24 protein-coding genes and 1 pseudogene are annotated in these 24,704 nt (G+C 65.9%); 14 read left to right on the top strand and 11 right to left on the bottom strand.

Annotated elements, in window-relative coordinates:
* Positions 1-200 precede the first annotated feature (200 nt).
* From rpsF to J8I35_RS21580, 7 genes are all read left to right on the top strand, one after another.
* Positions 201-575, top strand: coding sequence for a 30S ribosomal protein S6 (rpsF, locus tag J8I35_RS21550; RefSeq protein WP_006486255.1), 375 nt, complete (start codon positions 201-203; stop codon positions 573-575).
* A 40-nt stretch (positions 576-615) separates the two neighbouring features.
* On the top strand, positions 616-915 hold the full coding sequence (priB, locus tag J8I35_RS21555) for a primosomal replication protein N (protein ID WP_011549649.1): 300 nt from the start codon (positions 616-618) through the stop codon (positions 913-915).
* Positions 916-919: 4 nt separating this feature from the next.
* Positions 920-1,195 carry a 30S ribosomal protein S18 gene (gene rpsR / locus J8I35_RS21560; RefSeq protein ID WP_004193360.1) on the top strand — a complete coding sequence of 92 codons (276 nt, stop codon included), beginning with the start codon at positions 920-922 and terminating at the stop codon, positions 1,193-1,195.
* A 27-nt stretch (positions 1,196-1,222) separates the two neighbouring features.
* Positions 1,223-1,675, top strand: a complete 453-nt coding sequence (gene rplI, locus J8I35_RS21565) for a 50S ribosomal protein L9 (RefSeq protein WP_006486256.1) — start codon at positions 1,223-1,225, stop codon at positions 1,673-1,675.
* Between the two features lie 142 nt (positions 1,676-1,817).
* Positions 1,818-4,241, top strand: coding sequence for a replicative DNA helicase (gene dnaB, locus J8I35_RS21570; RefSeq protein WP_209926859.1), 2,424 nt, complete (start codon positions 1,818-1,820; stop codon positions 4,239-4,241).
* Between the two features lie 138 nt (positions 4,242-4,379).
* A complete protein-coding gene (locus J8I35_RS21575; RefSeq protein ID WP_006478627.1) occupies positions 4,380-5,006 on the top strand; it encodes a DUF47 domain-containing protein in 627 nt (208 codons plus the stop codon).
* Between the two features lie 10 nt (positions 5,007-5,016).
* Entirely contained in the window at positions 5,017-6,027 is a 1,011-nt protein-coding gene (locus J8I35_RS21580) for an inorganic phosphate transporter (protein ID WP_050013240.1), read from the top strand.
* Between the two features lie 149 nt (positions 6,028-6,176).
* Here the strand turns inward: J8I35_RS21580 and J8I35_RS21585 are convergent, their stop codons facing one another.
* Entirely contained in the window at positions 6,177-7,274 is a 1,098-nt protein-coding gene (locus tag J8I35_RS21585; protein WP_209926860.1) for a C40 family peptidase, read from the bottom strand.
* 239 nt (positions 7,275-7,513) lie between these two features.
* Positions 7,514-9,316: a PhoH family protein gene (locus tag J8I35_RS21590; protein WP_050013238.1), complete on the bottom strand. Its 1,803-nt coding sequence runs from the start codon at positions 9,314-9,316 to the stop codon at positions 7,514-7,516.
* Here J8I35_RS21590 and J8I35_RS34640 point away from each other — a divergent pair.
* Positions 9,212-9,438, top strand: a pseudogene (locus J8I35_RS34640) (hypothetical protein); the annotation flags it as partial. The gene J8I35_RS21590 and the pseudogene J8I35_RS34640 sit on opposite strands and share 105 nt — an antisense overlap.
* Before the next feature lie 213 nt (positions 9,439-9,651).
* Here J8I35_RS34640 and J8I35_RS21595 read toward each other — a convergent pair.
* From J8I35_RS21595 to J8I35_RS21635, 9 genes are all read right to left on the bottom strand, one after another.
* A complete protein-coding gene (locus J8I35_RS21595; RefSeq protein WP_050013237.1) occupies positions 9,652-10,113 on the bottom strand; it encodes a peroxiredoxin in 462 nt (153 codons plus the stop codon).
* A 107-nt stretch (positions 10,114-10,220) separates the two neighbouring features.
* Positions 10,221-11,117 carry a polysaccharide deacetylase family protein gene (locus J8I35_RS21600; protein WP_050013236.1) on the bottom strand — a complete coding sequence of 299 codons (897 nt, stop codon included), beginning with the start codon at positions 11,115-11,117 and terminating at the stop codon, positions 10,221-10,223.
* 13 nt (positions 11,118-11,130) lie between these two features.
* Complete coding sequence (locus tag J8I35_RS21605; RefSeq protein ID WP_175975471.1) at positions 11,131-12,186, bottom strand: bifunctional UDP-4-keto-pentose/UDP-xylose synthase; 1,056 nt, start codon at positions 12,184-12,186, stop codon at positions 11,131-11,133.
* Positions 12,183-13,130 carry a formyltransferase gene (locus J8I35_RS21610; protein WP_124554579.1) on the bottom strand — a complete coding sequence of 316 codons (948 nt, stop codon included), beginning with the start codon at positions 13,128-13,130 and terminating at the stop codon, positions 12,183-12,185. The genes J8I35_RS21605 and J8I35_RS21610 overlap by 4 nt, the downstream gene beginning before the upstream one ends.
* Entirely contained in the window at positions 13,127-14,164 is a 1,038-nt protein-coding gene (locus J8I35_RS21615) for a glycosyltransferase (protein WP_209926861.1), read from the bottom strand. The genes J8I35_RS21610 and J8I35_RS21615 overlap by 4 nt, the downstream gene beginning before the upstream one ends.
* Positions 14,165-14,170: 6 nt before the next feature.
* Complete coding sequence (locus tag J8I35_RS21620; protein WP_124714674.1) at positions 14,171-15,322, bottom strand: DegT/DnrJ/EryC1/StrS aminotransferase family protein; 1,152 nt, start codon at positions 15,320-15,322, stop codon at positions 14,171-14,173.
* 140 nt (positions 15,323-15,462) lie between these two features.
* Positions 15,463-15,834 (bottom strand): EamA family transporter, encoded by a 372-nt coding sequence (locus J8I35_RS21625; protein ID WP_050013231.1) that lies wholly within the window; start codon positions 15,832-15,834, stop codon positions 15,463-15,465.
* A 13-nt stretch (positions 15,835-15,847) separates the two neighbouring features.
* On the bottom strand, positions 15,848-17,524 hold the full coding sequence (locus J8I35_RS21630; protein ID WP_209926862.1) for a glycosyltransferase family 39 protein: 1,677 nt from the start codon (positions 17,522-17,524) through the stop codon (positions 15,848-15,850).
* A 124-nt stretch (positions 17,525-17,648) separates the two neighbouring features.
* Positions 17,649-18,023, bottom strand: coding sequence for an Mth938-like domain-containing protein (locus J8I35_RS21635; RefSeq protein ID WP_012328660.1), 375 nt, complete (start codon positions 18,021-18,023; stop codon positions 17,649-17,651).
* 315 nt (positions 18,024-18,338) lie between these two features.
* Between J8I35_RS21635 and J8I35_RS21640 the strand changes: the two genes are divergently transcribed.
* The 6 genes from J8I35_RS21640 (at position 18,339) to J8I35_RS21665 (ending at position 24,698) form a co-directional block, all read left to right on the top strand.
* Positions 18,339-19,577 (top strand): pyridoxal phosphate-dependent aminotransferase, encoded by a 1,239-nt coding sequence (locus tag J8I35_RS21640; RefSeq protein ID WP_050013229.1) that lies wholly within the window; start codon positions 18,339-18,341, stop codon positions 19,575-19,577.
* Between the two features lie 53 nt (positions 19,578-19,630).
* Positions 19,631-20,959, top strand: coding sequence for a homoserine dehydrogenase (locus tag J8I35_RS21645; RefSeq protein ID WP_124594398.1), 1,329 nt, complete (start codon positions 19,631-19,633; stop codon positions 20,957-20,959).
* Positions 20,960-20,969: 10 nt separating this feature from the next.
* Positions 20,970-22,421, top strand: coding sequence for a threonine synthase (thrC, locus tag J8I35_RS21650; RefSeq protein ID WP_124554576.1), 1,452 nt, complete (start codon positions 20,970-20,972; stop codon positions 22,419-22,421).
* A gap of 257 nt (positions 22,422-22,678) precedes the next feature.
* Positions 22,679-23,926, top strand: a complete 1,248-nt coding sequence (gene glp, locus J8I35_RS21655; RefSeq protein ID WP_209926863.1) for a gephyrin-like molybdotransferase Glp — start codon at positions 22,679-22,681, stop codon at positions 23,924-23,926.
* Positions 23,927-23,944: 18 nt separating this feature from the next.
* A complete protein-coding gene (moaD, locus tag J8I35_RS21660; RefSeq protein WP_050013225.1) occupies positions 23,945-24,202 on the top strand; it encodes a molybdopterin converting factor subunit 1 in 258 nt (85 codons plus the stop codon).
* Positions 24,203-24,221: 19 nt separating this feature from the next.
* The gene (locus tag J8I35_RS21665) at positions 24,222-24,698 is read left to right on the top strand and encodes a molybdenum cofactor biosynthesis protein MoaE (protein WP_050013333.1); all 477 of its coding nucleotides are present in this window, start codon (positions 24,222-24,224) and stop codon (positions 24,696-24,698) included.
* Positions 24,699-24,704 lie beyond the last annotated feature (6 nt).

Below are 24,704 nucleotides of genomic sequence, written 5' to 3' on the forward strand. Positions count from 1 at the left end.
TTGTTCCGACCCCGGCCGCGAAAGGGCGAAGGGCGCTCGCGGGCCCGCATACCCGTTCAAGTCTTTGAAAACACGGCCGAATCAGTCGGCGAATCGTCGATTGGCCTTGCATGCGCCCCGTAACCGGGTTAGAATCTTCGGCTTCTCACTTGCCACACCGGTTCAGACGCCCGGGTGGCTTTAATCCACAAGGAGTGTGTATGCGTCATTACGAAATCGTATTCATCGTGCACCCGGATCAAAGCGAGCAAGTGCCCGCGATGATCGAGCGCTACAAGTCCACGATCACGTCGCACGGCGGCCAGATCCACCGTGTCGAAGACTGGGGCCGTCGCCAGCTGGCCTACATGATCGAGAAACTCGCGAAGGCTCACTACGTCTGCATGAACATCGAGTGCGACCAGACGACGCTCGACGAACTCGAACACGCGTTCAAGTTCAACGACGCCGTGCTGCGTCACCTCATCGTCAAGATGAAGAAGGCCGAAACCGGCCCGTCGCCGATGATGAAGGAAGTTCAGCGCGAAGAAGCCAAGAAGGCGGCTGCCGCTCAGCCGGCCGAAGCGCAGGCTTAAGTTCGTCACTTATTAAGCCATCAAGGAGCGTGCCACTCACGTGAACAGGTTGCAATTGACGGCGAGCGTCGTCGAACGCGCACCGGTGCGATATACGCCGGCCGGTGTTCCGATCGCAAGCGCCACGTTGCATCACCGCACGGAAGTCGTCGAAGCAGGCATTCCCCGTCAGGTCGAAATGACGATCGAGGCGGTGGCGGCCGGTGAGGCGAGCGGCAAGCTGGAAAGTCGTGAAATGGGCGTCGAAACGCTGTTCACGGGCTTCCTGGCCAAGAAAAGCCGCAACGCGAGAACCTTGGTGTTTCACATCACTGCATTGCAGGACACAGGAAAGGACTGAAATCATGGCCCGCCCGACTGGTAAGAAATTCGACAAGCGTCGTCAGCAACAAAACCCGCTCTTCAAGCGCAAGAAGTTCTGCCGTTTCACGGCTGCCGGCGTCGAGCAGATCGACTACAAGGACACGGAAACGCTGAAGGACTTCATCGGCGAAAACGGCAAGATCACGCCGGCTCGCCTGACGGGTACGAAGGCCCACTATCAGCGTCAGCTGGATACGGCAATCAAGCGTGCGCGTTTCCTCGCGCTGCTGCCGTACACCGATCAGCACAAGGCGTAATCAGGCGACGCAATAAGGAGAATTCGAATGCAAATCATTCTGTTGGAAAAAGTCGCCAATCTGGGCAACCTCGGCGACATCGTCAAGGTCAAGGACGGTTACGCTCGCAACTTCCTGATCCCGAACCGCAAGGCTCGCCGTGCAACGAAGGAAGCGATCGCCGAATTCGAAGTGCGCCGCGCTGAACTCGAAAAGATCGCCGCTGAAAAGCTGGCGGCATCGCAGGCAGTCGGCGAGAAGCTGAACGGCCAATCGTTCGAAATCACGCAGAAGTCGGGCGTCGACGGCCGTCTGTTCGGCTCGGTCACGAACGGCGACGTCGCGGAACTGCTGAAGAAGGCCGGCTACGAAGTCGAGAAGCTGCAAGTTCGCATGCCGGAAGGCCCGCTGAAGATGATCGGCGAGCACAACGTGCAAGTCGCGCTGCATACGGACGTCGTCGTCGACGTCACGATCAACGTGATCGGCGACCACGCGTAAGCGTAGACGCAAGCTTGCCGGGCGGCTTCCGCCGTCCGGACAAGGGCAGGCGCCCGGGTAACCGGGGCCTGCCTTTTTTATTGCCTGCTCGCCGGCAAGCGGTGGTAGCGCTGCCGCCATCTATTCGCGATAATCCCAATCCATGAACGCGCCGCAAGATCCCCAAATCGAATCGCTGAAAGTCCCGCCGCATTCGGTGGAAGCCGAGCAGTCGGTGCTCGGCGGCCTGTTGCTCGACAACGCGGCATGGGACCGGATTGCCGACTTCCTGTCGCAGGGCGACTTCTACCGCTACGACCACCGGATCATCTACGAGCACATCGGCCGCCTGATCGCGTCGACGCGCCCGGCCGACGTCGTGACCGTGTACGAAGCGCTGACCACGTCCGGCAAGGCCGACGACGTCGGCGGGCTCGCGTACCTGAACGCCCTCGCGCAGAACACGCCGAGCGCGGCGAACATCCGCCGCTATGCGGAAATCGTGCGCGACCGCGCGGTGCTGCGCCGGCTCGTGTCGGTCGCCGACGAGATCTCGGCCGACGCATTCAATCCGCAGGGCAAGGAAGTCCGCCAGCTGCTCGACGAGGCCGAATCGAAGGTGTTCTCGATCGCCGAAGAGGGCGCGCGCGGCAACCAGGGCTTCCTCGAGATCGGCCCGCTGCTCACGCAGGTGGTCGAGCGCATCGACACGCTGTACCACACCGCGAACCCGAGCGACGTCACCGGCACGCCGACCGGCTTCGTCGACCTCGACCGGATGACGTCGGGGATGCATGGCGGCGAGCTGATCATCGTGGCGGGGCGCCCGTCGATGGGTAAGGCGCAGCCGCTCGATGCGCGCGTCAGGACGTTGACGGGCTGGAAGCCGATGGGCGAGCTGGCGGTCGGTGATGCACTTGCTTCGGTCGACGGGGCTCCATCGATCGTGACCGGCATCTACCCGCAGGGCGAACGCCAGGTGTATCGGGTCCGCTTTTCGGATGGGCGTTCGGCCGAATGCTGCGACGAGCACCTGTGGTGCGTCCATTTCCGCGAGTGGGAAAAGCCCCGTGTGCTGTCGACCGCGGAGATTCGCACGTTGCTGACGCGCGAACGCTACCGGAACCGGTTGTGGATCGACATGCCGAGCGGCGAGTTTGGTCATCGCGAGGCGCTGCCGGTTGACCCATGGGTACTCGGCGCGCTGCTGGGCGACGGTGCGCTCGGCGGGACCGCCGTGCGTTTCAGCGTGAAGGCCGAGGAGACGTTGAACCGGATGCGCGAGCGTGTCGACGCGTCGCTCGAACTTGAATACGCGGGCCAGTACGACTGGCGCATCAAGCGCCGGCCGTCGACGGCCACCGTGGCCCGGCCGTCCGCCAACCCGCTCAAGGCTGCGCTCGAGCAACTCGGTGTGTGGGGGAGGACGAGTTACGACAAGTTCATCCCGCGTCTCTACCTCGATGCGGACAAGGACGCGCGGCTGGATGTGTTGCGCGGGTTGCTCGACACGGACGGCTGGGTCGAATCGTGCGGTACGGTGCGCTATTCGACCGCCAGTGCGCAGTTGGCGAGCGACGTGCGCGAACTGGCGCGTTCGCTCGGCGCGTGGTGCCAGGTTGCCGAAAAGGCGACGAGCTTCACGGTCGACGGCGAACGCAAGGCCGGTGCGACGGCTTATATTTGCACGATCAGTCACCCGGATCCGCAAAGCCTGTTCCTGTTCGAGGGCAAGCGCGAGCGGCTAATGGCCGGGCGGACGCGCCGCAAGCTGCCGGTAATTATGGGTATCGAGCCGTCGCGCCGGACCGCCACGCAGTGCATCTCGATTTCGCATCCGTCTCGGCTGTACGTGACCGACGATTATGTTGTCACGCACAACACGGCCTTCTCGATGAACATCGGCGAATACGTCGCGGTCGAGTACGGGTTGCCGGTCGCGGTGTTCTCGATGGAAATGCCGGGGACCCAGCTCGTGATGCGTATGCTCGGCTCGATCGGCCGGCTCGACCAGCACCGGATGCGTACCGGCCGCCTGACGGACGAGGACTGGCCGAAGCTGACGCACGCGGTGCAGAAGATGAGCGAGGCGCAGCTCTTCATCGACGAGACGGGCGGCTTGAACCCGATGGAGCTGCGCTCGCGCGCGCGGCGCCTCGCACGTCAGTGCGGCAAGCTCGGCCTGATTATCGTCGACTACCTGCAGCTGATGTCGGGTTCGTCGCAGGGCGAGAACCGCGCGACCGAAATTTCGGAAATCTCGCGTTCGCTGAAGAGTCTCGCGAAGGAGCTCGACGTGCCGGTGATCGCGCTGTCGCAGCTGAACCGCGGCCTCGAACAGCGCCCGAACAAGCGTCCGGTGATGTCGGATTTGCGCGAATCGGGCGCAATCGAACAGGACGCGGACGTGATCCTGTTCATTTATCGCGATGAGGTCTACAATCCGGACAGCCCCGACAAGGGGACGGCCGAAATCATCATCGGCAAGCAGCGTAACGGCCCGATCGGCCCTGTTCGGCTCACGTTCCTGGGGCAATACACGAAGTTCGACAATTTTGCCGGGGCGCAGACCTTCTACGGCGAGTAAAGCCGGTTGTAAACACCTATTTCGCCAATTGTTGTATCCAATCCCGGCGTGCGCATATGCGCACGTCGCGTCGGGACCGAAACCGGTACAATGTCGCCCGTTTTCGTGACAGTAGTTTGACAATCTCTCAGGAATCCCATGTTCGGTCGATTCATGCCCACCGAGGGCAAGTTCTTTGAACTCTTCAACGCGCACGCGAAGCACATCGTTTCCGGTGGCCGCGAACTCGAACTGCTGATCGACAATCTCGCCGACGCCGAGATTCACAAGCAAAACGTGCAAATCGCCGAGAAGGCCGCCGACAAGCTCACGCACGAGGCGATCGATCTGCTGCACAAGACCTTCATCACGCCGCTCGATCGCGACGAGATCCACAAGCTGATCACGACGATGGACGACATCCTCGACCTGATGGAGGACGTCGCGACGGCCGTGTCGCTGTACGACGTGCAGTCCGTCACGTCCGAGGCGAGCCAGCTCGCGCACATCGTCACGCAGTCGGCGCAACACGTGCAGCAGGCCGTCGGCTTGCTGTCCGACATGAAGCAGTCGGCACAGATCCTCAAGCAATGCGAGGAAATCGACCGCTGGGAGTCGGAGGCCGACCGCGTGCTGCGCGCGGCGATGTCGAAGCTGTTCCGCGAGGAAGACGACGTGAAGACGCTCATCAAGCTGAAGGCGATCTACGAGCTGCTCGAAGAGATCACCGACAAGTGCGAGGACGTCGCGAACATCATCGAAGGCATCGTGCTGGAAAACGCCTGAGCGGACCACGATGCATTCGATACAACTCGCCCTATGGATGGTCGCGACGCTGGTGCTCGTCGCGCTCGTATTCGACTTCATGAACGGCTTTCACGACGCGGCGAACTCGATCGCCACCGTCGTGTCGACCGGCGTGCTGAAGCCCCAGCAGGCCGTGGTGTTCGCGGCCGCGTTCAACGTGATCGCGTATTTCATCTTCCACCTGAAAGTCGCGCAGACCGTCGGTAAAGGCACGATCGATCCCGAGATCGTCGACCATTACGTCGTGTTCGGCGCGCTGGTCGGTGCGATCGGCTGGAACGTGATTACCTGGTATTACGGGATTCCGTCGAGTTCGTCGCACGCGCTGATCGGCGGCCTCGTCGGCGCGGCGCTCGCGAAGTCCGGCTGGGGTGCGCTGAACGTCGACGGTCTGCTGAAGACGATCGCGTTCATCTTCATTTCGCCGCTGCTCGGGTTCATCCTCGGTTCGCTGTTCATGCTCGGCGTGTCGTGGCTGTATTTCCGTACCGCGCCCAGCAAGGTCGACCGGCGCTTCCGCCGGCTGCAGCTGCTGTCGGCCGGCCTGTACAGCCTGGGCCACGGCGGTAACGACGCGCAGAAGACGATCGGTATCATCTGGATGCTGCTGATCGCGAGCGGCTACGCGTCGGCGACCGCCGATGCGCCGCCGGCGTGGGTGATCGGCGCGTGCTACCTGTCGATGGGCCTCGGCACGCTGTTCGGCGGCTGGCGCATCGTGCGCACGATGGGCCAGAAGATCACGAAGCTCAAGCCGGTCGGCGGCTTCTGCGCGGAAAGCGGTGGCGCGATCACGCTGTTCGTCGCGTCGTTCCTCGGCATTCCGGTGTCGACCACGCACACGATTACCGGCGCGATCGTCGGTGTCGGCGCCACGCAGAAGTTGTCGGCCGTGCGCTGGGGCGTCGCCGGCAACATCGTGTGGGCGTGGGTGCTGACGCTGCCGGCAGCCGCGCTGTTTGCGGCCGGCGGGTGGTGGCTCGGGCATCAGATCTTCTGATCGCCGACACGCCCGGATCGACATGAAAAATGCGCCGCAAGCCGAAAGGCTGCGGCGCATTTCTTTTGGGGTGGCCAAAGCGTGCTGCGGCGCGGGTGGGGCGGCCGACAATACCTTCGACGTCACCGCCGATCGGCAAGAACGAGCGGTCAGTAACTGCCGTTCGCGAATCGCGCGATCGGATCGTCAGCCGTACTCGTGCGCGGACTGACGGGCGCGGATTGCGTCGACGCACGCCATACCTGCACGGGCGCGGGCTCGATATTGCGTGGGGGCGCCGACGCGGCGGCGGGCGGCGGTTCGGCATCGAACGCGGCGGCCTGGGCGGCCGTCAGCGCGGTCGTCGGAATCTGCGTGCCGACTTCCGCCGGCGCGGCCGGTGCGGCGTTGGCCGTCGTCGCGGCCGCATCGTCATTTACCGACGTGGCCTGCTGCCGGGCCACCTGCATCCGCGGTGGCGGCGGCTCGTACGGGTCGGCGGCCTGGGCTGCCGGTGCAACTGCGGCAGCCGTCACGACCGGCGTGCTCGGAACGGTCGGAGCGGGAGCCGGCACCTGCGCCGCTCTCGCTTGCGACGACGCAGTCGCGGGCTGCCGCGACGCGGCGGCAGCCGTCACGACCACCGGCGCGACCGCGACAGCCGGCGGATTGCGCGGCTCGTCGCGCTTGGCCTCGTAGGTCGGCGCATCGAACGGCGTCGGGGCCGAGCGCGGCGGCGCGACGCGGCGAATGCCGTCGAATCGCTTGGCCCAGTACGGGTTCGTCAGATAGTCGAGCCGCACGGTGCCGCCCGTCGACGGCGCATTGACGAAGCGCAGCTTGCCGACATAGATGCCGACGTGCGAATGCGGCCGTCCGGTCGTGTTGAAGAAAATCAGGTCGCCCGGCGCGATCTCGTCGGGCTCGATCGACACGCCGCGACCGCTCATGTCGGCGGTCGTGCGCGGCAGGTTCACGTCGGCCGCGCGGCCGATCACGTAGCGCACGAGCCCGCTGCAGTCGAAGCCGCTCGTCGGCGTGTTGCCGCCCCAGCGATACGGGACGCCGACGAGGCTCATCGCCTGGATCGAGATTTCTTCCTGACCGACGCTGTGGTCGACGAATTTCGGGAAATTGGCGGGCGCCGGGAACGCACGCGGCGTCGCGATCTTCATGCCCGACGCGGAACGCGATGCCGACTGCGGCGGCACGCTGGAGCAGGCCGCAAGCAGGGAGACGACGGCGACGGGAACCCAGATTCGAAGCATGGCAAGGCGGGCGAGCGCGACGCGCTCGCGAATCGTATGACAACAGACAGACCCGATGGTAGACGCTCCGACGGGGCTTAAGCAACCATTCTTGAGAATTTACTTGAAGTTTCGCGCGTAAACTGCATTGTTGCGTGACAAAGCGTTACTTTTCTCTTCGACCCCAAATAAAAACGGCGCCCCAAAAAACGGAGCGCCGCGTGGGCGTCGAAAGCCCGGCCGAGAGGCCGGCCTGCGCGTTACAAAATGTCCGACGCGTAGTCGGCGAGCCGCGAGCGTTCGCCGCGCGCGAGGGTCACGTGGCCGCTGTGGCCCCAGCCCTTGAAGCGGTCGACGACGTAGGTCAGGCCCGAGCTGCCTTCGGTCAGGTAGGGCGTGTCGATCTGCGCGATGTTGCCGAGGCACACGATCTTCGTGCCGGGGCCCGCGCGCGTGACGAGCGTCTTCATCTGCTTCGGCGTCAGGTTCTGCGCCTCGTCGATGATCAGGTACTTGTCGACGAACGTGCGGCCGCGCATGAAGTTCATGCTCTTCACCTTCAGGCGCGAGCGGATCAGCTCCTGCGTCGCCGCACGGCCCCATTCGCCGGCCGCGTCGTCGGTCTTCTGCAGCACCTCGAGGTTGTCGTCGAATGCGCCCATCCACGGCTGCATCTTCTCTTCCTCGGTGCCGGGCAGGAAACCGATGTCCTCGCCGACGGGCACGGTCGCGCGCGTCACGATGATTTCGTTGTAGCGCTTGTCGTCGAGCACCTGCGCGAGGCCGGCCGCGAGCGCGACGAGCGTCTTGCCGGTGCCGGCCTGGCCGAGCAGCGTGACGAAATCGATCTCGGGGTTCATCAGCAGGTTCAGCGCGAAATTCTGCTCGCGATTGCGCGCGGTGATGCCCCACACGTTGTTCTTGTGGTGGCTGTAGTCGCGCAGCGTCTGCAGCAGCGCCGTCTTGCCGTTCAGCTCGCGGACGATCGCATGAAACGTCGGCTCGCCGTTCTGCGGCTCGAGATAGACGAACTCGTTGACGAGCATCGACGCGACGAGCGGGCCCGTCACGCGGTAGTACGTGGTGCCCGTCTTCGTGTCCTGCCAGCTCTCCATGCCTTTCGCATGCTTGGTCCAGAAGTCCTGCGGCAGCTCGCGCACGCCGTTGTACAGGAGATCCGAATCCTCGAGCACCTGGTCGTTGAAGTAGTCTTCCGCGGGCAGGCCGAGTGCGTGCGCCTTGATCCGCATGTTGATGTCTTTCGACACCAGCACGACCTGGCGATCGGGCCGGTCGCGCTGCAGCGCGCGCACGACGCCGAGGATCTGGTTGTCGGCCTTGCCTTCGGGCAGGCCTTCGATGGGCGCGATGTCGGCGAGCTTCGTCTGGAAGTACAGGCGGCCGAGCGCGTCGCGGCTGCCGAGGCGCGACAGCGGAATGCCGGCCGAGATCGGGCCGCCGTCGGCGACGAGCGCGTCGAGCGTACGGCTGACCTGGCGGGCGTTACGCGCGACTTCGGACATCCCCTTCTTGTGGTTGTCGAGTTCCTCGAGCGTCATCATCGGCAGATAGACGTCGTGTTCCTCGAAGCGGAAGAGGCTGCTCGGGTCGTGCATCAGCACGTTGGTGTCGAGCACGAACAGCTTCTGCAGTTCGGCTTCGGCGGGCTTGCGGCTGCGCGACTTCGTCGCGGCGCCGGCATCGCGCGCGGGCGCGGCGGCCGGTTTGTCGGCGGCCGGCTTGTCGTTGCGTGCGACGACCGGTGCCGCCGGTTCGGCGGGCGTCTGCAGCGGCTGCAGCAGCGCGGCCGTCTGCCTCGTCTTGCGGCCGCGCGCGGGGGCGCTTGCGGCCTCGGGCGCCGAAGACGCGACGGCGCGCAGCGGCGCGGCCGTGTTCGCGGCTTCGATCATCGGTTGGGCCACGCTGGCCGGACCATAGTCACCGGCTGTGGATGCGTCCCCTTCGGCGGATTTCTTCGCGGCTTTCGCGGGCCGCGCTTTCGCCTTGTATTCGTCGGGCGGCAGCAGGCTGCCGAGCTTGCTGGGGGGAGTAGGCAAAGGCATGGTGTCCCTCGGGAGGAATCGTGTCGCATGGCGTGCGCCGCTGATCGCATCCTGCGTGACGTAGACGCATGCAGTTTGCGCGCGGTGGCGCACAGGAATTTCGTCTAGCCGGTTCGCCTAAGTGTCGATCAGCTCCTCGATGCGGTAAAGGCCGGACCGGGGCGGGCCGGCGCGCGTTCCATAAAAAAAGCCGCTGCCCCGTCGACAGGGACATGCGGCTCGGCTGATGCCGTCGTGATGCGCGTCAGGTGCCGTGAAGCATTGCAACAGGCACCGGCGCAGCTACGAGAAATATGGGGCGAACTGGCATTCATTGCGGCCCAATATAACGCGCCTCAAAGCGCTTGTACAGCCTTTAGCACGTCGTCCACGTGACCCGGTACCTTGATGCCGCGCCATGCCTGTCGGAGCACGCCGTCGGCGTCGATCAGGAACGTCGAGCGCTCGATTCCGCGCACTTCCTTGCCATACATTTTCTTCATCTTGATGACATCGAACAACGCGCACAGCGCTTCGTCGGCATCGGAGATCAGCGGGAACGGCAGTTCGAGCTTGGCCTTGAAATTGTCGTGCGAGCGGAGACTGTCGCGCGACACGCCGATGACTTCCGCACCGGCTTTCTTGAACTTCGGATAGAGATCGCGGAACTGCAGCCCTTCGGTCGTGCAGCCCGGCGTGTTGTCCTTCGGATAGAAGTACAGCACGAGCTTCTTGCCCTTCAGGCCGGACAGCGAAATGTCGCCGCCCGTGGCCGGTGCGGTGAAATCGGGAACTTGACGGTCAACTTCGACGGACACGTGCTTCTCCTGTTGTTATGGAATGGCGCCGCTGCGGCGGCGCGGTTCGGCGGGGCGTCGCGGCAGCGCGCCGCAAGGGCGGGGCGGCGACGCCGGCTCGCGCGAATTCAGTCGGGCTGGACGACCAGTTCGCCGGAGCGGCCGGGGATTTCGCCCCACGCGACAGGGTACGATGGCAGCGAGTCGCGGTCCAGCGTCGCGTGGTAGTCGCCCATCGTCGCGAACGTATGGCCTTGCGCGCGCCAGCCGGCGAGCAGTTGCTCGAACACCGGCGCGAGCTTCTGGCCTTCCAACTCCGCATGCAGCGTGAATACCTGGTCGTGCGGATTGGTTTCGGTGAACTTGAGGATGTGCGCGGCGACGTTGTGCGTGTCGATGCCGTCGACGCCGAGCACTTCGTCGAGCGTCGGCAGCGTGGTCGGCATCTGCACGTGCGACAGCGTGCGGCCGCCGACGACGGGCAGGTACGGCGAATGGCCGCGACCGTCGGATGCGTAGCGCATTCCCCATGCGTCGATCTGCTCGAACGCGGCGTCGTTCATCTGCCAGCCGGCCGCGCCGTGCGTGACGGGCGGTGCGCCGAAGATCTCGACGAAGCGCGCGTGACTCTTCTGCATTTCACGGGCGGTCCAGTCGCGATCGCGTGCACGCACGTTGTCCTGCCAGACCACGTGATCCCACGTGTGGATCCCGCATTCGAAGCCGGCCTCGTGAATCGCGCGCATGTCGGCGATCGCGCGACGGCCGATGTCGGGGCCGGGCAGCAGCACGCCGTACATCAGCTGCTTCACGCCGTAGTGTTCGACCACCGACGTGCGCGACACCTTCTTCAGGAAGCCCGGGCGAAACACGCGCCGCAGCGCCCAGCCGGTGTGATCCGGCCCGAGGCTGAAGAGGAAGGTCGCGCGCGCGTTGAAGCGGTCGAAGATGCGCGCAAGGTTCGGCACGCCTTCGCGCGTGCCGCGCAGCGTGTCGACGTCGATCTTGAGGACAATGCGAGCCAAGCGAACGTCCCGGTCAGCCTTGCTGTTCGACGAGCGCGCGCGCGTCGGCGACGTGGCCGCGATACGCTTCGAAGATGTTGCGCAGCGCGTCGTCGAACGTCGCCTGCGGCGCCCAGCCGAGTTCCTGCATCGTATTGTCGATCTTCGGCACGCGGTTCTGTACGTCCTGGTAGCCGTTGCCGTAGTAGGCGCCGGACGTCGTTTCGACGAGCTTCACCTGCTTGGCCGAATCCGCGTACTCGGGGAATTCCGCGGCCAGTTCGAGCATCTTGTGCGCGAGCTCGCGAACCGAGAAGTTGTTCTTCGGATTCCCGATGTTGTAGATCTTGCCCGACGCGACGCCGCCCTGGTTGTCGATGATCTTCATCAGCGCGCTGATGCCGTCGCCGATATCGGTGAACGCGCGCTTCTGCGAGCCGCCGTCGACGAGGCTGATGTTCTCGCCGCGCACGATGTGGCCGAGGAACTGCGTGACCACGCGCGAGCTGCCTTCCTTCGGCGTGTAGATCGAGTCGAGGCCCGGGCCGATCCAGTTGAACGGACGGAACAGCGTGAAGTTCAGGCCTTCCATCCCGTAGCCCCAGATCACGCGGTCCATCAGCTGCTTCGAGCACGCGTAGATCCAGCGCGGCTTGTTGATCGGGCCGTAGGTGAGCGCCGACGCGTCCGGGTCGAACTGCTCGTCCGAGCACATGCCGTAGACCTCGGAGGTCGACGGGAACACGAGGTGCTTGCCGTACTTGACGGCCGAGCGCACGATCGGCAGGTTCGCCTCGAAGTCGAGCTCGAACACGCGCAGCGGCTGCTGGACGTAGGTCGCCGGCGTCGCGATCGCGACGAGCGGCAGGATCACGTCGCACTTCTTCACGTGATACTCGACCCACTCCTTGTTGATTGTGATGTCGCCTTCGAAGAAATGCATCCGCTCGTGGTTGACGAGGTCGCCCAGCCGGTCGGTCTGCATGTCCATGCCGAACACTTCCCAATCGGTGGTTTCAAGAATGCGCTTCGACAGGTGATGGCCGATGAAGCCGTTCACACCCAGGATCAGGACTTTTTTTGCTTTCATGAATGACGGGAAGAATGAATGAACTGCGCGAATTCCGCGGGCGTCACGACGGTTTCGCTGCCGTCGCGCTGCTGCCAGAGCTCGAGAATGGATAGGGCGCGGCTGTCGCCGCAGACGCCGAATAGCGCATTATCGCTTACGTGCAGGCCGGGCGGCAAATCCGCCGCGGCGGCCGCTGCCGCGCTGCCGGGCGCTGCAAGGCGCGCACGCGCGATCACGAAGCGCGCGCCGTCGACGTCCGTGAACGCGCCCGGATACGGGGGCGCGACCGCGCGCACCAGGTTGTAGACCTGCGCGGCCGGCTTCGACCAGTCGACGCGGCCGTCCTCGGGCTTGCGCCCGCCGTAGTAGCTGCCGGTCGCGAGATCGTTCGGCAGGTGCGGCGCCTCGCCCGCGAGCAGCGCGGGCAGCACGCGCCACAGCGTCTGCTCGGCGGCCACCGTGACCTTGTCGAACACCTGCGCGGCCGTGTCGTCCGGCAGGATCGGCACCGCCGTCTGGCCGATGATCGCGCCCGCGTCGGGCTTCGCGGCCATCTCGTGCAGCGTCGCGCCGGTCTCGGTCTCGCCGTTCAGCACGGCCCAGTTGGTCGGTACCCGACCCCGGTATTTCGGCAGCAGCGAACCATGCATGTTGTACGCGCCGCGCGGCGCGATCGCGAGCAGGTCCACCGGCAGCATGTGCCGGTAGTAGAACGAGAAGATGAAATCGGGCCGCGCGTCGGACACCGCGCGGCGCAGCGCCGGATCGGCGGGGTCGGCCGGCGTGAGCACCGGAATGCCGTGCTCGGCCGCGACGGACGCGACGCTGCCGAACCAGATGTTCTCGTTCGGATTGTCCTCGTGCGTGACGACCAGCGCGACGTCGACGCCGCGCGCGAGCAGCACCTGCAGGCACCGCACGCCGACGTTGTGATACGCGAAGACGACCGCGCGCGGCTTCATTGCGCGGCTCCCGGGCGGTTCGCGGCGGCCGGCACCGGCGGCATGCCGTCGTGCTGCTCGAGCACGGCCTGGATCAGGTAGCGGGGACGCGCGCGCACCTGCTGGTAGATGCGGCCGACGTATTCGCCGAGCAGGCCGAGCGCGAAGATGATCACGCCGAGCAGGAAGAACGTGATCGCGAACAGCGTGAACACGCCTTGCACTTCCGCGCCGACGATGAAGCGGCGCACGAGCAGCAGCACGAACAGCGCGGCGGAGCCGAGCGACAGGATCACGCCGATGAACGACAGCCACTGCAGCGGCACGACCGAGAAGCCCGTCACGAGGTCGAAGTTCAGCCGGATCAGGCTGTACAGCGAATACTTCGATTCGCCCGCGAAGCGTTCCTCGTGCGCGACTTCGATCTCGGTCGGGTTCTGCGCGAACGTGTACGCGAGCGCGGGGATGAACGTGTTGACTTCGCCGCACACGTTGATCGTGTCGATGATGCGGCGGCTGTACGCGCGCAGCATGCAGCCCTGGTCGGTCATCTTGATGCGCGTGATGCGCTCGCGCAGCCGGTTCATCATCTGCGACGCCTTGCGCCGCCACAGGCTGTCCTGGCGCTGCTTGCGGATCGAGCCGACGTAGTCGTAGCCCTCGCGCATCTTCGCGATCAGCTTGCCGATTTCCTCGGGCGGGTTCTGCAGGTCGGCGTCGAGCGTGATGACGATCTCGCCGCGCGACTGCGCGAAGCCCGCGAGGATCGCCATGTGCTGGCCGTAGTTGCCGTTGAGCAGCACGACGCGCGTCGTGTCGGGCCGGACGTGGAACTGATCGGCGAGCATCGCGGCCGAGCGGTCGCGGCTGCCGTCGTTGATCAGGATCACTTCGTACGACGCGTCGAGTGCGTCGAGCGCCGGATACAGGCGCGCGAACAGCGCGGCGAGGCCGTCTTCCTCGTTGTATACGGGGATGATGACCGATACTTCGGGCCGGTCGGTGTCCAGATGCGCGGCGCCCGAATGCCCGGCGCGTGCTTCAAGGTGACTCATGTACGCTTATTTTCCGTATTGTTCGCAAATCTGATTGACGGCGTCGGCCACGCGACGCACGTCGCCTTCCGTCATCTGCGTAAACAGCGGCAGCGTGACGGTCGACGCGCCGTACCGTTCGGCGTGGGGGAACATGCCCTCCTTGAAACCGCGCGCACGGTACAGCGTGAAAAGATGGATCGCCGGGTAGTGGATGCCGGTGCCGATCCCGCGTTCCTTCATCTGCGCCATGAATTCGGCGCGCGTGATCGTCAGCCGCTCGAGCGGCAGCGTGACCAGGAACATGTGCCAGTTGCCGTTCTCGAATTCGGCGACCGGCAGGCCGAGGCCCAGCTTCACGGCCGCGCCGCCGTCGAACGCGGCGAAATACGCGCGGGCGAGCGCGCGGCGCTGCGCGGTGAAGCGCTCGATGTGCGGCAGCTGGCCGAGGCCGACGCGCGCGGCGACGTCGGTCAGGTTGTACTTGCCGCCGAGCACGTCGCAGTCCATCCCGTCGAAGCCGGTGCGCGTGATGCCCTGCAGCCGGTACTTCTGCGCGAGCACGGCTTCGTCCTGGTTGTTCAGCACGAGCGCGCCGCCTTCGATCGTCGTCAGGTTCTTGTTCGCGTGGAAGCTGAACGACACGATGTCGCCGATCGCGCCGATGCGCTTGCCGTGCCACGTCGAGCCGAACGCCTGCGCGGCATCCTCGATCACGCGCAGTTTGTGCGCGCGGGCGATCGCGTACAGGCGGTCCAGGTCGACCGGCAGGCCGGACAGGAACACGGGGATGATCGCCTTCGTGCGCGGCGTGATCGCCTGCTCGAGCTTGTCGAGGTCGATGTTGCGCGTGACGGGATCGATGTCCGCGAACACGGGCGTCGCGCCGGTCTCGATGATCACGTTGCTGGTCGAGACCCACGACGCCGGCGTCGTGATCACCTCGTCACCGGGGCCGACGCCCGCGATGCGCAGGCCGATCTCGAGCGTGCAGGTGCCCGAATTGAATGCGCGGACCGGACGGCCGCCGCAGTACTCGGACAGCGCGGCTTCGAATTTCTGGCACTGCGGGCCGGTCGTGATCCAGCCCGAGCGGAGCACGTCGACGACGCCCTGGATGGTTTCCTCATCGATCTCGGGGCGGGTGAACGGCAGAAACGGAGCGGTAGTCTGGCTCATGAACGCGTTGGGCCTGTAATGGCGTGTAATAAAAGGGTCGGGCGATCCGTCCGAAACCGGCATTAAACACCGGTTGGCCGATTCGCACCGTGATTTTTTGTAGGCGGACGCTTAACGAACGCCGGGGCCGCGGGCTGCGCTCAACTGCGCGCGAGCACGAGCACGCCGATCAGGATGATGCCGATGCCGACGAACTTCTGGATCGACAGCACCTCGCCGAACAGGTACCACGCCGCGAACGCGTTGACGACGTAGCCGAGCGACAGCATCGGGTACGCGATCGACACGTCGACCCGCGACAGCCCGACGATCCACACGACGACGCTCAGCACGTAGCAGCCGAGCCCGCCGATGATCGGCAACTGGGTCGCGATCTTGAACCCGACCGGGATGATGTTCGCACGGCTGAATTCGAAGTGTCCAACGGCGTTGACGCCGGCTTTCAGCAGAAGTTGCGCACAGGCGTTGAGCATCACGCCGGTGATGATGCAGACGAACGAAACGGGATTCATGCGAAGGACGTCCTTACGATTGCGGTTTCTCGACGATCACGCGGCGGTTGTCGCGCGCGACCACGCGCATCGGCACGCCTTCCTTGGCGAGCGCGTCGTACTGGCCGGGCGGCATGATCGCGAGCGCATGGGTGTCCTGCTTCCAGCGCGTGACCCATTCGCCGACGGTCGGGATCCACTTGTTCGGCTCGACCGAGATCCCGAACGCGAGCTCGTCCTGGCGCTGGACCATGATCGTCGTGTGGCCCATGTAGAACGGGAACGTGTGATCGAGCATTTCGATCGAGTAGAACGGCGTGTCGGGCGGCAGCTTCGCCAGTTCGGCGCGCACGGCCGGTGCGAGCAGCGCGCCCGAGCTGTAGCGGCCGAACTCGTCGTGCCCGGTGCCGCCGATCGTGCCGAACGCGAGCCATGCGGCGCCGAACGCGGCGAGCGCGGCGGCCACGCCCGCGCGGCGGTTCAGCCACGCGGCCGCGAGCGTCAGCGCGGCCGAGACCGCGAGACCGGCGTACAGCCACATCTGGAACGCGCGGTACAGCGCGTTCGGCGTGCGGGCGTCGCCCTGGTACGCGAGGAAGATGATCCCGAACGCCGCGGCGACGAAGAACACGAGATAGCCGAGCAGGTGGCGGCGGAAGCGCTCGGCCGTCATTAGCGGCAGGTACGCGCCGATGATCAGCGCGAGCGCCGGCGCGACCGGCAGCACGTACGAGATCAGCTTCGAATGCGACGCGCTGAAGAACAGGAAGATGAACGCGCTCCAGATCAGCAGCACGAGCATCGGCGAGAAGCCGTTCGGCTGGCGCGGCATGCGCAACGCATGGCGGATGCTCTGCCACGCGACCGACAGCCACGGCAGGAAGCCGACCAGCAGCACCGGCACGAAGTAGTACAGCGGGCCCGGGCGGTTCTGTTCCGGGGTCAGGTACCGGCGGAACTGCTGGACGACGAAGAAGAAGTTGAAGAATTCGGGGTTGCGCTGCTGGACGAGCACGAACCACGGCGTGACGATCGCGAAGAAGATCACGAGGCCGCTGACCAGATACAGGCGCTTCCACAGCGCCCAGTCGCGCGCGATCACCGTATACAGCACGAGCACGGCGCCCGGCAGGATCAGCCCGACGAGGCCCTTGGACAGTACCGCGAACGCCATCGCGGCCCAGCACGCCCACATCCAGCCGCGCACCGCGGCCGGGCGCAGCCCGGGCCGCTGCGCGAGCAGCAGCGAGCACAGCGACAGCGCCATCCAGAACGCGAGCCCCATGTCGAGCGCGTTGAAGTGACCCATCAGGTTCCAGTAAGGCGCGCTGGCCAGCACGACGGCCGCGAGCAAGCCCGACAGCGGGTTGAACAGGCGCGCGCCGGTGTAGCCGACGAGCAGTACGCCGGCGAAGCTCGCGACGGCGGTATACAGGCGCGCCTGCCATTCGCCGATGCCGAACCATGCGAACGTCAGCGCGTTCAGCCAGGTTTGCAGCGGCGGCTTCTCGAAGTACTTGTAGCCGTTGTAGCGCGGCGTGATCCAGTCGCCGGTGACGAACATCTCGCGCGCCATTTCCGCATAGCGGCCTTCGTCGCTCGGGATCAGGTGGCGCAGCCCGAGCGGCGCGAACCAGACGATCGCGAACGCGACGAGCAGGAGGACGAGCGTGATGCGATTGAGCGGTAGCCTCGACGGCGTATCGTTCATGGGTTTTCAGCCTGTTGGTTATTGTGACGGGCCGCCGGCGGGTTGCGCCGGGGGCGGGCGGCCTGGCCGGGCCGATCCGGGGGATCGACCCGCTGCGCCGGCCCGAGTTTTACCGCAACCGGGATTAACGTTCAATTAAGAGCGCGGCGGCGACTTTGCGGCCTTCGGCCATCAGGATGTTGTAGGTGCGGCAGGCGGCCTGGAAATCCATCGTCTCGACGCCGATCCGCTTCGCGGTGAGCGCCGCGACGAGCCGCGGGTGCGGGAAGCGCAGCCGCGCGCCGCTGCCGAAGATCACGAGTTCGGGCGTCGGATCGAGCAGCATCGCGAAATGCTCGGGCGCGAGCGCGTCGAACGACGACACGGGCCAGGCCTGGACCGGCGCGCCGGGCAGCACGATGACGCTCGTTTCATGGCGTTCGAGATTGACGTCGACATAATCGGGGCCGTAGCCGGTGACGGTGTTGAGCGCGCCGCTCGTGTCCTGGTGCAGTTTCAAATCGGTATTCCGCGGTTCCGTAGGGGAATGGGTTGGCCGGGCCGCAAGGGCCCGGCAGGCCGGTTTCGCGCGCCCGGCCACGCGCGGACGCCCGACGGCGCGGGCCCGGCGCGGCTATGGTGCATTGCGAAAGTCGGCCAAAATCCGCTAAATTATAACTTTTTGGTCGCCTGCGGGCGCCACTTGCGTCGTGCGTCGCCACAAGCCGCGTCCGGCCGCCGCTTTTTCCCAGTCTAGACAGCGCGCACAGACCGGCCGCTTTCCAGTTTTGATCCCGTCCCCCGGCCGCAAGGCCAACCCAGGAACCGTGTCGTCGTGAAACCGATTCAGAAGTCGAACAAGCTGCTCAACGTCTGCTACGACATCCGTGGCCCGGTGCTCGAGCACGCGAAGCGCCTCGAGGAAGAAGGCCACCGTATCATCAAGCTGAACATCGGCAACCTCGCGCCGTTCGGTTTCGACGCGCCGGACGAAATCATCCAGGACATGATCCGCAACCTGCCGGCGTCGTCCGGCTATTCGGATTCGAAGGGCGTGTTCTCGGCGCGCAAGGCCGTGATGCACTACACGCAGGAAAAGGGCGTCGTCGGCGTCGGTCTCGACGACATCTACATCGGCAACGGCGCGTCCGAGCTGATCGTGATGGCGACCCAGGCGCTCCTGAACGACGGCGACGAAGTGCTGCTGCCCGCGCCCGACTACCCGCTGTGGACGGCGGCCGTGAGCCTGTCGGGCGGCACGCCCGTGCACTACGTGTGCGACGAGCAGAACGCGTGGATGCCCGATCTCGACGACATCCGCAGCAAGATCACGCCGAACACGAAGGCGATCGTCGTGATCAACCCGAACAACCCGACCGGCGCGCTTTATTCCGACGAATTGCTGCTCGAGCTGCTCGCGATCGCGCGCCAGCACGGGCTGATCGTGTTCGCGGACGAGGTCTACGACAAGATCGTCTACGACGGCCTCGAGCACACGGCGCTCGGCGCGCTGTCGGAGGACGTGATCACCGTCACGTTCAACAGTTTGTCGAAGAGCTATCGGTCGTGCGGCTATCGCGCGGGCTGGATGGCCGTGTCGGGCCTCGGCGGCGACAACCGCCGGCGCGCGAAGGATTACCTCGAAGGGCTCGGCATCCTGTCGTCGATGCGCCTGTGCGCGAACGTGCCCGGCCAGTTCGCGATCCAGACGGCGCTCGGCGGCTACCAGAGCATCAACGAGCTGATCGTGCCGAGCGGGCGCCTGTACAAGCAGCGCGAACTCGCGTATGACATGCTGACGTCGATCCCGGGCGTGACCTGCGTGAAGCCGCAGGCCGCGCTGTACATGTTTCCGCGCCTCGACCCGAAGCTCTACCCGATCCAGAACGACCAGCAGTTCATCCTCGACCTGTTGCTCGAGGAGCGCGTGCTGCTGGTGCAGGGCACGGGTTTCAACTGGGCGACGCCGGACCATTTCCGCGTGGTCTTCCTGCCGAACCTCGACGACCTGACCGATTCGATCAACCGGATCGCACGCTTCCTCGACGGCTACCGCAAGCGCCATTCGGTCTGAGCGGGCAGCGTCTCACGGAACTCACTACTTCTTACTCATCGATCACACGCAGCATGGAACCGATCAAAGTTGGCCTGTTGGGCTTCGGCACCGTCGGCAGCGGCACCTTCACGGTGTTGCACCGCAACCAGGAAGAAATCAAACGACGCGCGGGGCGCGGCATCGAGGTCGCGCGCATTGCCGTGCGCAACCCGGCCAAGGCGCAGGCGGCGCTCGGCGCCCACGCCGGCACCGCGCAGATCACCGACGACTTCAACGCGGTCGTCGACGATCCGTCGATCGCGATCATCGCCGAGATGATCGGCGGCACGGGCATCGCGCGCGAGCTCGTGCTGCGCGCGATCGCGAACGGCAAGCACGTCGTGACGGCAAACAAGGCGCTGCTCGCGGTGCACGGCACCGAGATCTTCGAAGCCGCGCGCGAGAAGGGCGTGATGGTCGCGTTCGAGGCGGCCGTCGCCGGCGGCATCCCGATCATCAAGGCGCTGCGCGAAGGCCTGACCGCGAACCGCATCCAGTACATCGCCGGCATCATCAACGGCACGACGAACTACATCCTGTCCGAAATGCGCGACCGCGGGCTCGACTTCGCGACCGCGCTGAAGGCCGCGCAGGCGCTCGGCTACGCGGAAGCCGATCCGACCTTCGACATCGAGGGCGTCGACGCCGCGCACAAGGCGACGATCATGAGCGCGATCGCGTTCGGCGTGCCGGTGCAGTTCGACCGCGCGTATGTCGAAGGCATCAGCAAGCTCGACGCGACCGACATCCGCTACGCGGAAGAGCTCGGTTACCGGATCAAGCTGCTCGGCATCGCGCGCCGCGCCGCAAACGGCATCGAGCTGCGTGTGCACCCGACGCTGATCCCGGAAAAGCGCTTGCTCGCGAACGTCGAGGGTGCGATGAACGCGGTCGTCGTGCACGGCGACGCAGTCGGCACGACGCTGTACTACGGCAAGGGCGCGGGCGCGGAGCCGACCGCTTCGGCCGTCGTCGCGGATCTCGTCGACGTCACGCGCCTGCATACGGCCGATCCCGAGCATCGCGTGCCGCACCTCGCGTTCCAGCCGGACAGCCTGTCGAACACGCCGATTCTGCCGATCGAGGAAGTGACGAGCGGCTACTACCTGCGCCTGCGCGTCGCCGACCAGACCGGCGTGCTCGCCGCGATCACGCGCATCCTCGCCGAATCGGGCATCTCGATCGACGCGCTGCTGCAGAAGGAATCGGAGCAGATCGACGGCGCGAACGGCGAAACCGACATCATCCTGATCACGCACGAGACGGTCGAGAAGAACGTCAACGCGGCGATCGCGCAAATCGAGAGCCTCGCGACCGTCGTGTCGAAGGTGACGAAGCTGCGCATGGAAGCGCTGAACTGAGGCTGACGACATGAACTACATCTCCACGCGCGGCGCCGGCATCGGCGAGCGCCATACGTTCTCCGACATCCTGCTCGGCGGTCTCGCGAAGGACGGCGGGCTCTACCTGCCGGCCGAGTATCCGAAGGTGTCCGCCGACGAGCTCGCGCGCTGGCGCACGCTGCCGTACGCGGATCTCGCGTTCGAGATCCTGTCGAAGTTCTGCGACGACGTGCCGGCCGACGACCTGCGCGCGATCACGCGCCGCACGTACACGGCTGCCGTGTACAGCAACACGCGCCACGGCGAGAACGCATCCGACATCACGCCGCTGAAGACGCTCGGCACCGAGCACGGCACGGCGCTGTCGCTGCTCGAACTGTCGAACGGCCCGACGCTCGCGTTCAAGGACATGGCGATGCAGCTGCTCGGCAACCTGTTCGAGTACACGCTCGCGAAGCACGGCGAAGCGCTGAACATCCTCGGCGCGACGTCGGGCGATACCGGCAGCGCGGCCGAATACGCGATGCGCGGCAAGGCCGGCGTGCGCGTGTTCATGCTGTCGCCGCACAAGAAGATGAGCGCGTTCCAGACCGCGCAGATGTTCAGCCTGCAGGATCCGAACATCTTCAACCTCGCGGTCGAAGGCGTGTTCGACGACTGCCAGGACATCGTGAAGGCCGTATCGAACGATCACGCATTCAAGGCGCAGCAGAAGATCGGCACCGTCAACTCGATCAACTGGGCGCGCGTCGTCGCGCAGGTCGTGTACTACTTCAAGGGCTATTTCGCGGCGACGCAGTCGAACGACGAGCGCGTGTCGTTCACGGTGCCGTCGGGCAACTTCGGCAACGTCTGCGCGGGCCACATCGCGCGGATGATGGGGCTGCCGATCGCGAAGCTGGTGGTCGCGACCAACGAGAACGACGTGCTCGACGAGTTCTTCCGCACCGGCGCATACCGCGTGCGCAGCGCCGAGCACACCTATCACACGAGCAGCCCGAGCATGGACATCTCGAAGGCCTCGAACTTCGAGCGCTTCGTGTTCGACCTGCTCGGCCGCGATCCGGCCCGCGTGATGCAACTGTTCCGCGACGTCGAGGAGAAGGGCGGCTTCGATCTCGCGGCCAGCGGCGATTTCGCGCGCGTCGCCGAATTCGGTTTCGTGTCGGGCCGCAGCAGCCACGCCGACCGCATCGCGACGATCCGCGACGTGTTCTCGCGCTACGACACGATGATCGATACGCATACGGCCGACGGCGTGAAGGTCGCGCGCGAGCATCTGGAGGCCGGCGTGCCGATGGTCGTGCTCGAGACGGCGCAGCCGATCAAGTTCGGCGAGACGATCCGCGAAGCGCTCGATCGCGAAGCCGAGCGGCCGGCCGCATTCGATGGGCTCGAGGCGCTGCCGCAGCGCTTCGAGGTCGTGAAGGCCGACGCGCAGCAGGTGAAGGACTTCATCGCCGCCCATACGGGCGCATGATGTGCCGCCGGGCGCGAGCCCGGCGTGCAGGCAGGCCGGCCGGAATGCCGATTCGTCGAATGGATCGGGGTTCCGGCCGTTTCGTTTGGCCCGCGGGTTGGGTACGCGGACATCGCATGTGGCGCGAAATGCGCGAAACAAGTGTCAGACCTGCGGGTTCGCGCCGATCACAATCTTCGCATGTTCGCCATATCGCGCGTGCGTACGGCGGCGTCGCTACAATGACGTATTGATTCCAACGATCCCCGATTCCATCGATGTCGAACCCGAATCCCGCGGCGCCGCGCGCGCCGATGCTGTCGACCGCCGAGGCGCTCGCCGCGCTGCTCGATGCCGCGAAGCCGCTGCCCGGGGCCGAAACCGTCGCCACGCTCGACGCGCTCGGCCGCGTGCTGGCGGCCGACGTCAGCTCGCCGCTCGACGTGCCGCCGATGCATACGAGCGCGATGGACGGCTATGCGGTGCGCGTCGCCGACCTGCTGCACGGCGAGCGGCGCCTACCGGTGTCGCAGCGGATTCCGGCCGGCCACCCGGCCGCGCCGCTCGCGGCGGGCACGGCAGCGCGGATCTTCACCGGTGCGACGGTGCCGCCCGGCGCCGACGCCGTCGTGATGCAGGAGCAGACGTCGGCCGACGGCGACGCGGTCGAGATCCTGCACACGCCGAAGGCCGGCGAATGGATCACCGCGCAGGGCGCGGACATTCGTCAGGGTTCGGTGATCCTGTCGGCCGGCACGCGGCTCACGCCGCAGGCGCTCGGCCTCGCCGCATCGGTCGGCTGCGCGCAACTGTCGGTCGCGCGGCGGATTCGCGTGGCGGTGTTCTTCACCGGCGACGAACTGACGATGCCCGGCGAGCCGCTGAAGCCCGGCGCGATCTACAACTCGAATCGCTTCACGCTGCGCGGGCTGCTCGAGCGGCTCGGCTGCCACGTGACCGACTACGGAATCGTGCCCGACTCGCTGGCCGCGACGCGCGACACGCTGCGCGAGGCCGCCCGCGATCACGACGTGATCCTGACGAGCGGCGGCGTGTCGGTCGGCGACGAGGACCACGTGAAGCCGGCCGTCGAGGCCGAAGGGCGGCTCGCGCTGTGGCAGATCGCGATGAAGCCCGGCAAGCCGCTCGCGTACGGCGCGGTGCGCCGTGGCGACGCGCGCGCCGACGCGCACTTCATCGGGCTGCCCGGCAACCCCGTCTCGAGCTTCGTCACGTTCCTGCTGTTCGTGCGGCCGTTCCTGCTGCGCCTGTCCGGCGTGCGCGACGTCGCGCCGCGCGCGTTGTCGCTGCGTGCCGATTTTTCGCAGAGCAAGGGCGACCGGCGCAACGAATTCCTGCGTGCGCGCGTCAATGCGGCCGGCGGCCTCGACCTGTTCCCGAACCAGAGTTCGGCCGTGCTCACGTCGACGGTCTGGGGCGACGGCCTGATCGATAATCCGCCGCAGCACGCGATCAGCGCGGGCGAGACCGTGCGTTTCATTCCGTTTTCCGAATTGCTGTCGTAACGCGGCGGCTTCCGAACCATGAAGATTCAGCTTAAATTTTTTGCAAGCGTGCGTGAAGCATTGGGCGTGGCCGACGAAGAAGCCGACGTGCCGGACAGCGTGACGACCGTCGGCGACGTGCGTGCGTGGCTGCGCGTGCGCGGTGGCGCGTGGGCCGACACGCTCGCCGAAGGGCGCGCGTTGCGCATGGCCTGCAACCACGAGATGACCGATCCCGACACGCGGCTCACCGAAGGCTGCGAGGTCGCGTTCTTCCCGCCGGTGACGGGCGGCTGAGCTTTGCATGGGACCGGTGATGGCAACGATACGAATCCAGACCGACGATTTCGACCTGAACGCCGAAGTGGCGGCATTGCGCGCGCGCAACCCGAAGATCGGCGCGCTCGCGTGCTTCGTCGGCACGGTGCGCGACCTGAACGAAGGCGATGCGGTCGCCGCGCTGGAGCTCGAGCACTATCCGGGCATGACCGAGAAGGCGCTCGAGAAGATCGCGGCGGAGGCCGGCCGGCGCTGGCCGGGCATCGACGTCGCGATTGTGCATCGCGTCGGCAGGCTGCTGCCGCTCGACCAGATCGTGATGGTCGCGACGGTCGCGTCGCACCGCGGCGATGCGTTCGCGTCATGCGAGTTCGTGATGGACTATCTGAAGACCGAAGCGCCGTTCTGGAAGAAGGAAACGACGCCGGACGGCGAGCGTTGGGTCGATGCGCGCAGTACCGACGACGCCGCGCTCGCGCGCTGGGGCGTCGAGTCGGGCAATACGCGGCGCTGAGTGCGG

It is taken from the genome of Burkholderia sp. CpTa8-5, assembly GCF_017815045.1.
Taxonomy (GTDB): domain Bacteria; phylum Pseudomonadota; class Gammaproteobacteria; order Burkholderiales; family Burkholderiaceae; genus Burkholderia; species Burkholderia sola.

Coding starts and splice junctions, on each gene's coding strand:
- J8I35_RS21610 (WP_124554579.1), bottom strand. CDS start 13,130: ATGAAGCCGCGCGCGGTCGTCTTCGCGTATCACAACGTCGGCGTGCGG.
- moaD (WP_050013225.1), top strand. CDS start 23,945: ATGAAGATTCAGCTTAAATTTTTTGCAAGCGTGCGTGAAGCATTGGGC.
- J8I35_RS21605 (WP_175975471.1), bottom strand. CDS start 12,186: ATGAAAGCAAAAAAAGTCCTGATCCTGGGTGTGAACGGCTTCATCGGC.
- rpsR (WP_004193360.1), top strand. CDS start 920: ATGGCCCGCCCGACTGGTAAGAAATTCGACAAGCGTCGTCAGCAACAA.
- J8I35_RS21585 (WP_209926860.1), bottom strand. CDS start 7,274: ATGCTTCGAATCTGGGTTCCCGTCGCCGTCGTCTCCCTGCTTGCGGCC.
- rplI (WP_006486256.1), top strand. CDS start 1,223: ATGCAAATCATTCTGTTGGAAAAAGTCGCCAATCTGGGCAACCTCGGC.
- thrC (WP_124554576.1), top strand. CDS start 20,970: ATGAACTACATCTCCACGCGCGGCGCCGGCATCGGCGAGCGCCATACG.
- J8I35_RS21620 (WP_124714674.1), bottom strand. CDS start 15,322: ATGAGCCAGACTACCGCTCCGTTTCTGCCGTTCACCCGCCCCGAGATC.
- J8I35_RS21590 (WP_050013238.1), bottom strand. CDS start 9,316: ATGCCTTTGCCTACTCCCCCCAGCAAGCTCGGCAGCCTGCTGCCGCCC.
- dnaB (WP_209926859.1), top strand. CDS start 1,818: ATGAACGCGCCGCAAGATCCCCAAATCGAATCGCTGAAAGTCCCGCCG.
- J8I35_RS21615 (WP_209926861.1), bottom strand. CDS start 14,164: ATGAGTCACCTTGAAGCACGCGCCGGGCATTCGGGCGCCGCGCATCTG.
- J8I35_RS21575 (WP_006478627.1), top strand. CDS start 4,380: ATGTTCGGTCGATTCATGCCCACCGAGGGCAAGTTCTTTGAACTCTTC.
- glp (WP_209926863.1), top strand. CDS start 22,679: ATGTCGAACCCGAATCCCGCGGCGCCGCGCGCGCCGATGCTGTCGACC.
- J8I35_RS21580 (WP_050013240.1), top strand. CDS start 5,017: ATGCATTCGATACAACTCGCCCTATGGATGGTCGCGACGCTGGTGCTC.
- J8I35_RS21645 (WP_124594398.1), top strand. CDS start 19,631: ATGGAACCGATCAAAGTTGGCCTGTTGGGCTTCGGCACCGTCGGCAGC.
- J8I35_RS21630 (WP_209926862.1), bottom strand. CDS start 17,524: ATGAACGATACGCCGTCGAGGCTACCGCTCAATCGCATCACGCTCGTC.
- rpsF (WP_006486255.1), top strand. CDS start 201: ATGCGTCATTACGAAATCGTATTCATCGTGCACCCGGATCAAAGCGAG.
- J8I35_RS21665 (WP_050013333.1), top strand. CDS start 24,222: ATGGCAACGATACGAATCCAGACCGACGATTTCGACCTGAACGCCGAA.
- J8I35_RS21625 (WP_050013231.1), bottom strand. CDS start 15,834: ATGAATCCCGTTTCGTTCGTCTGCATCATCACCGGCGTGATGCTCAAC.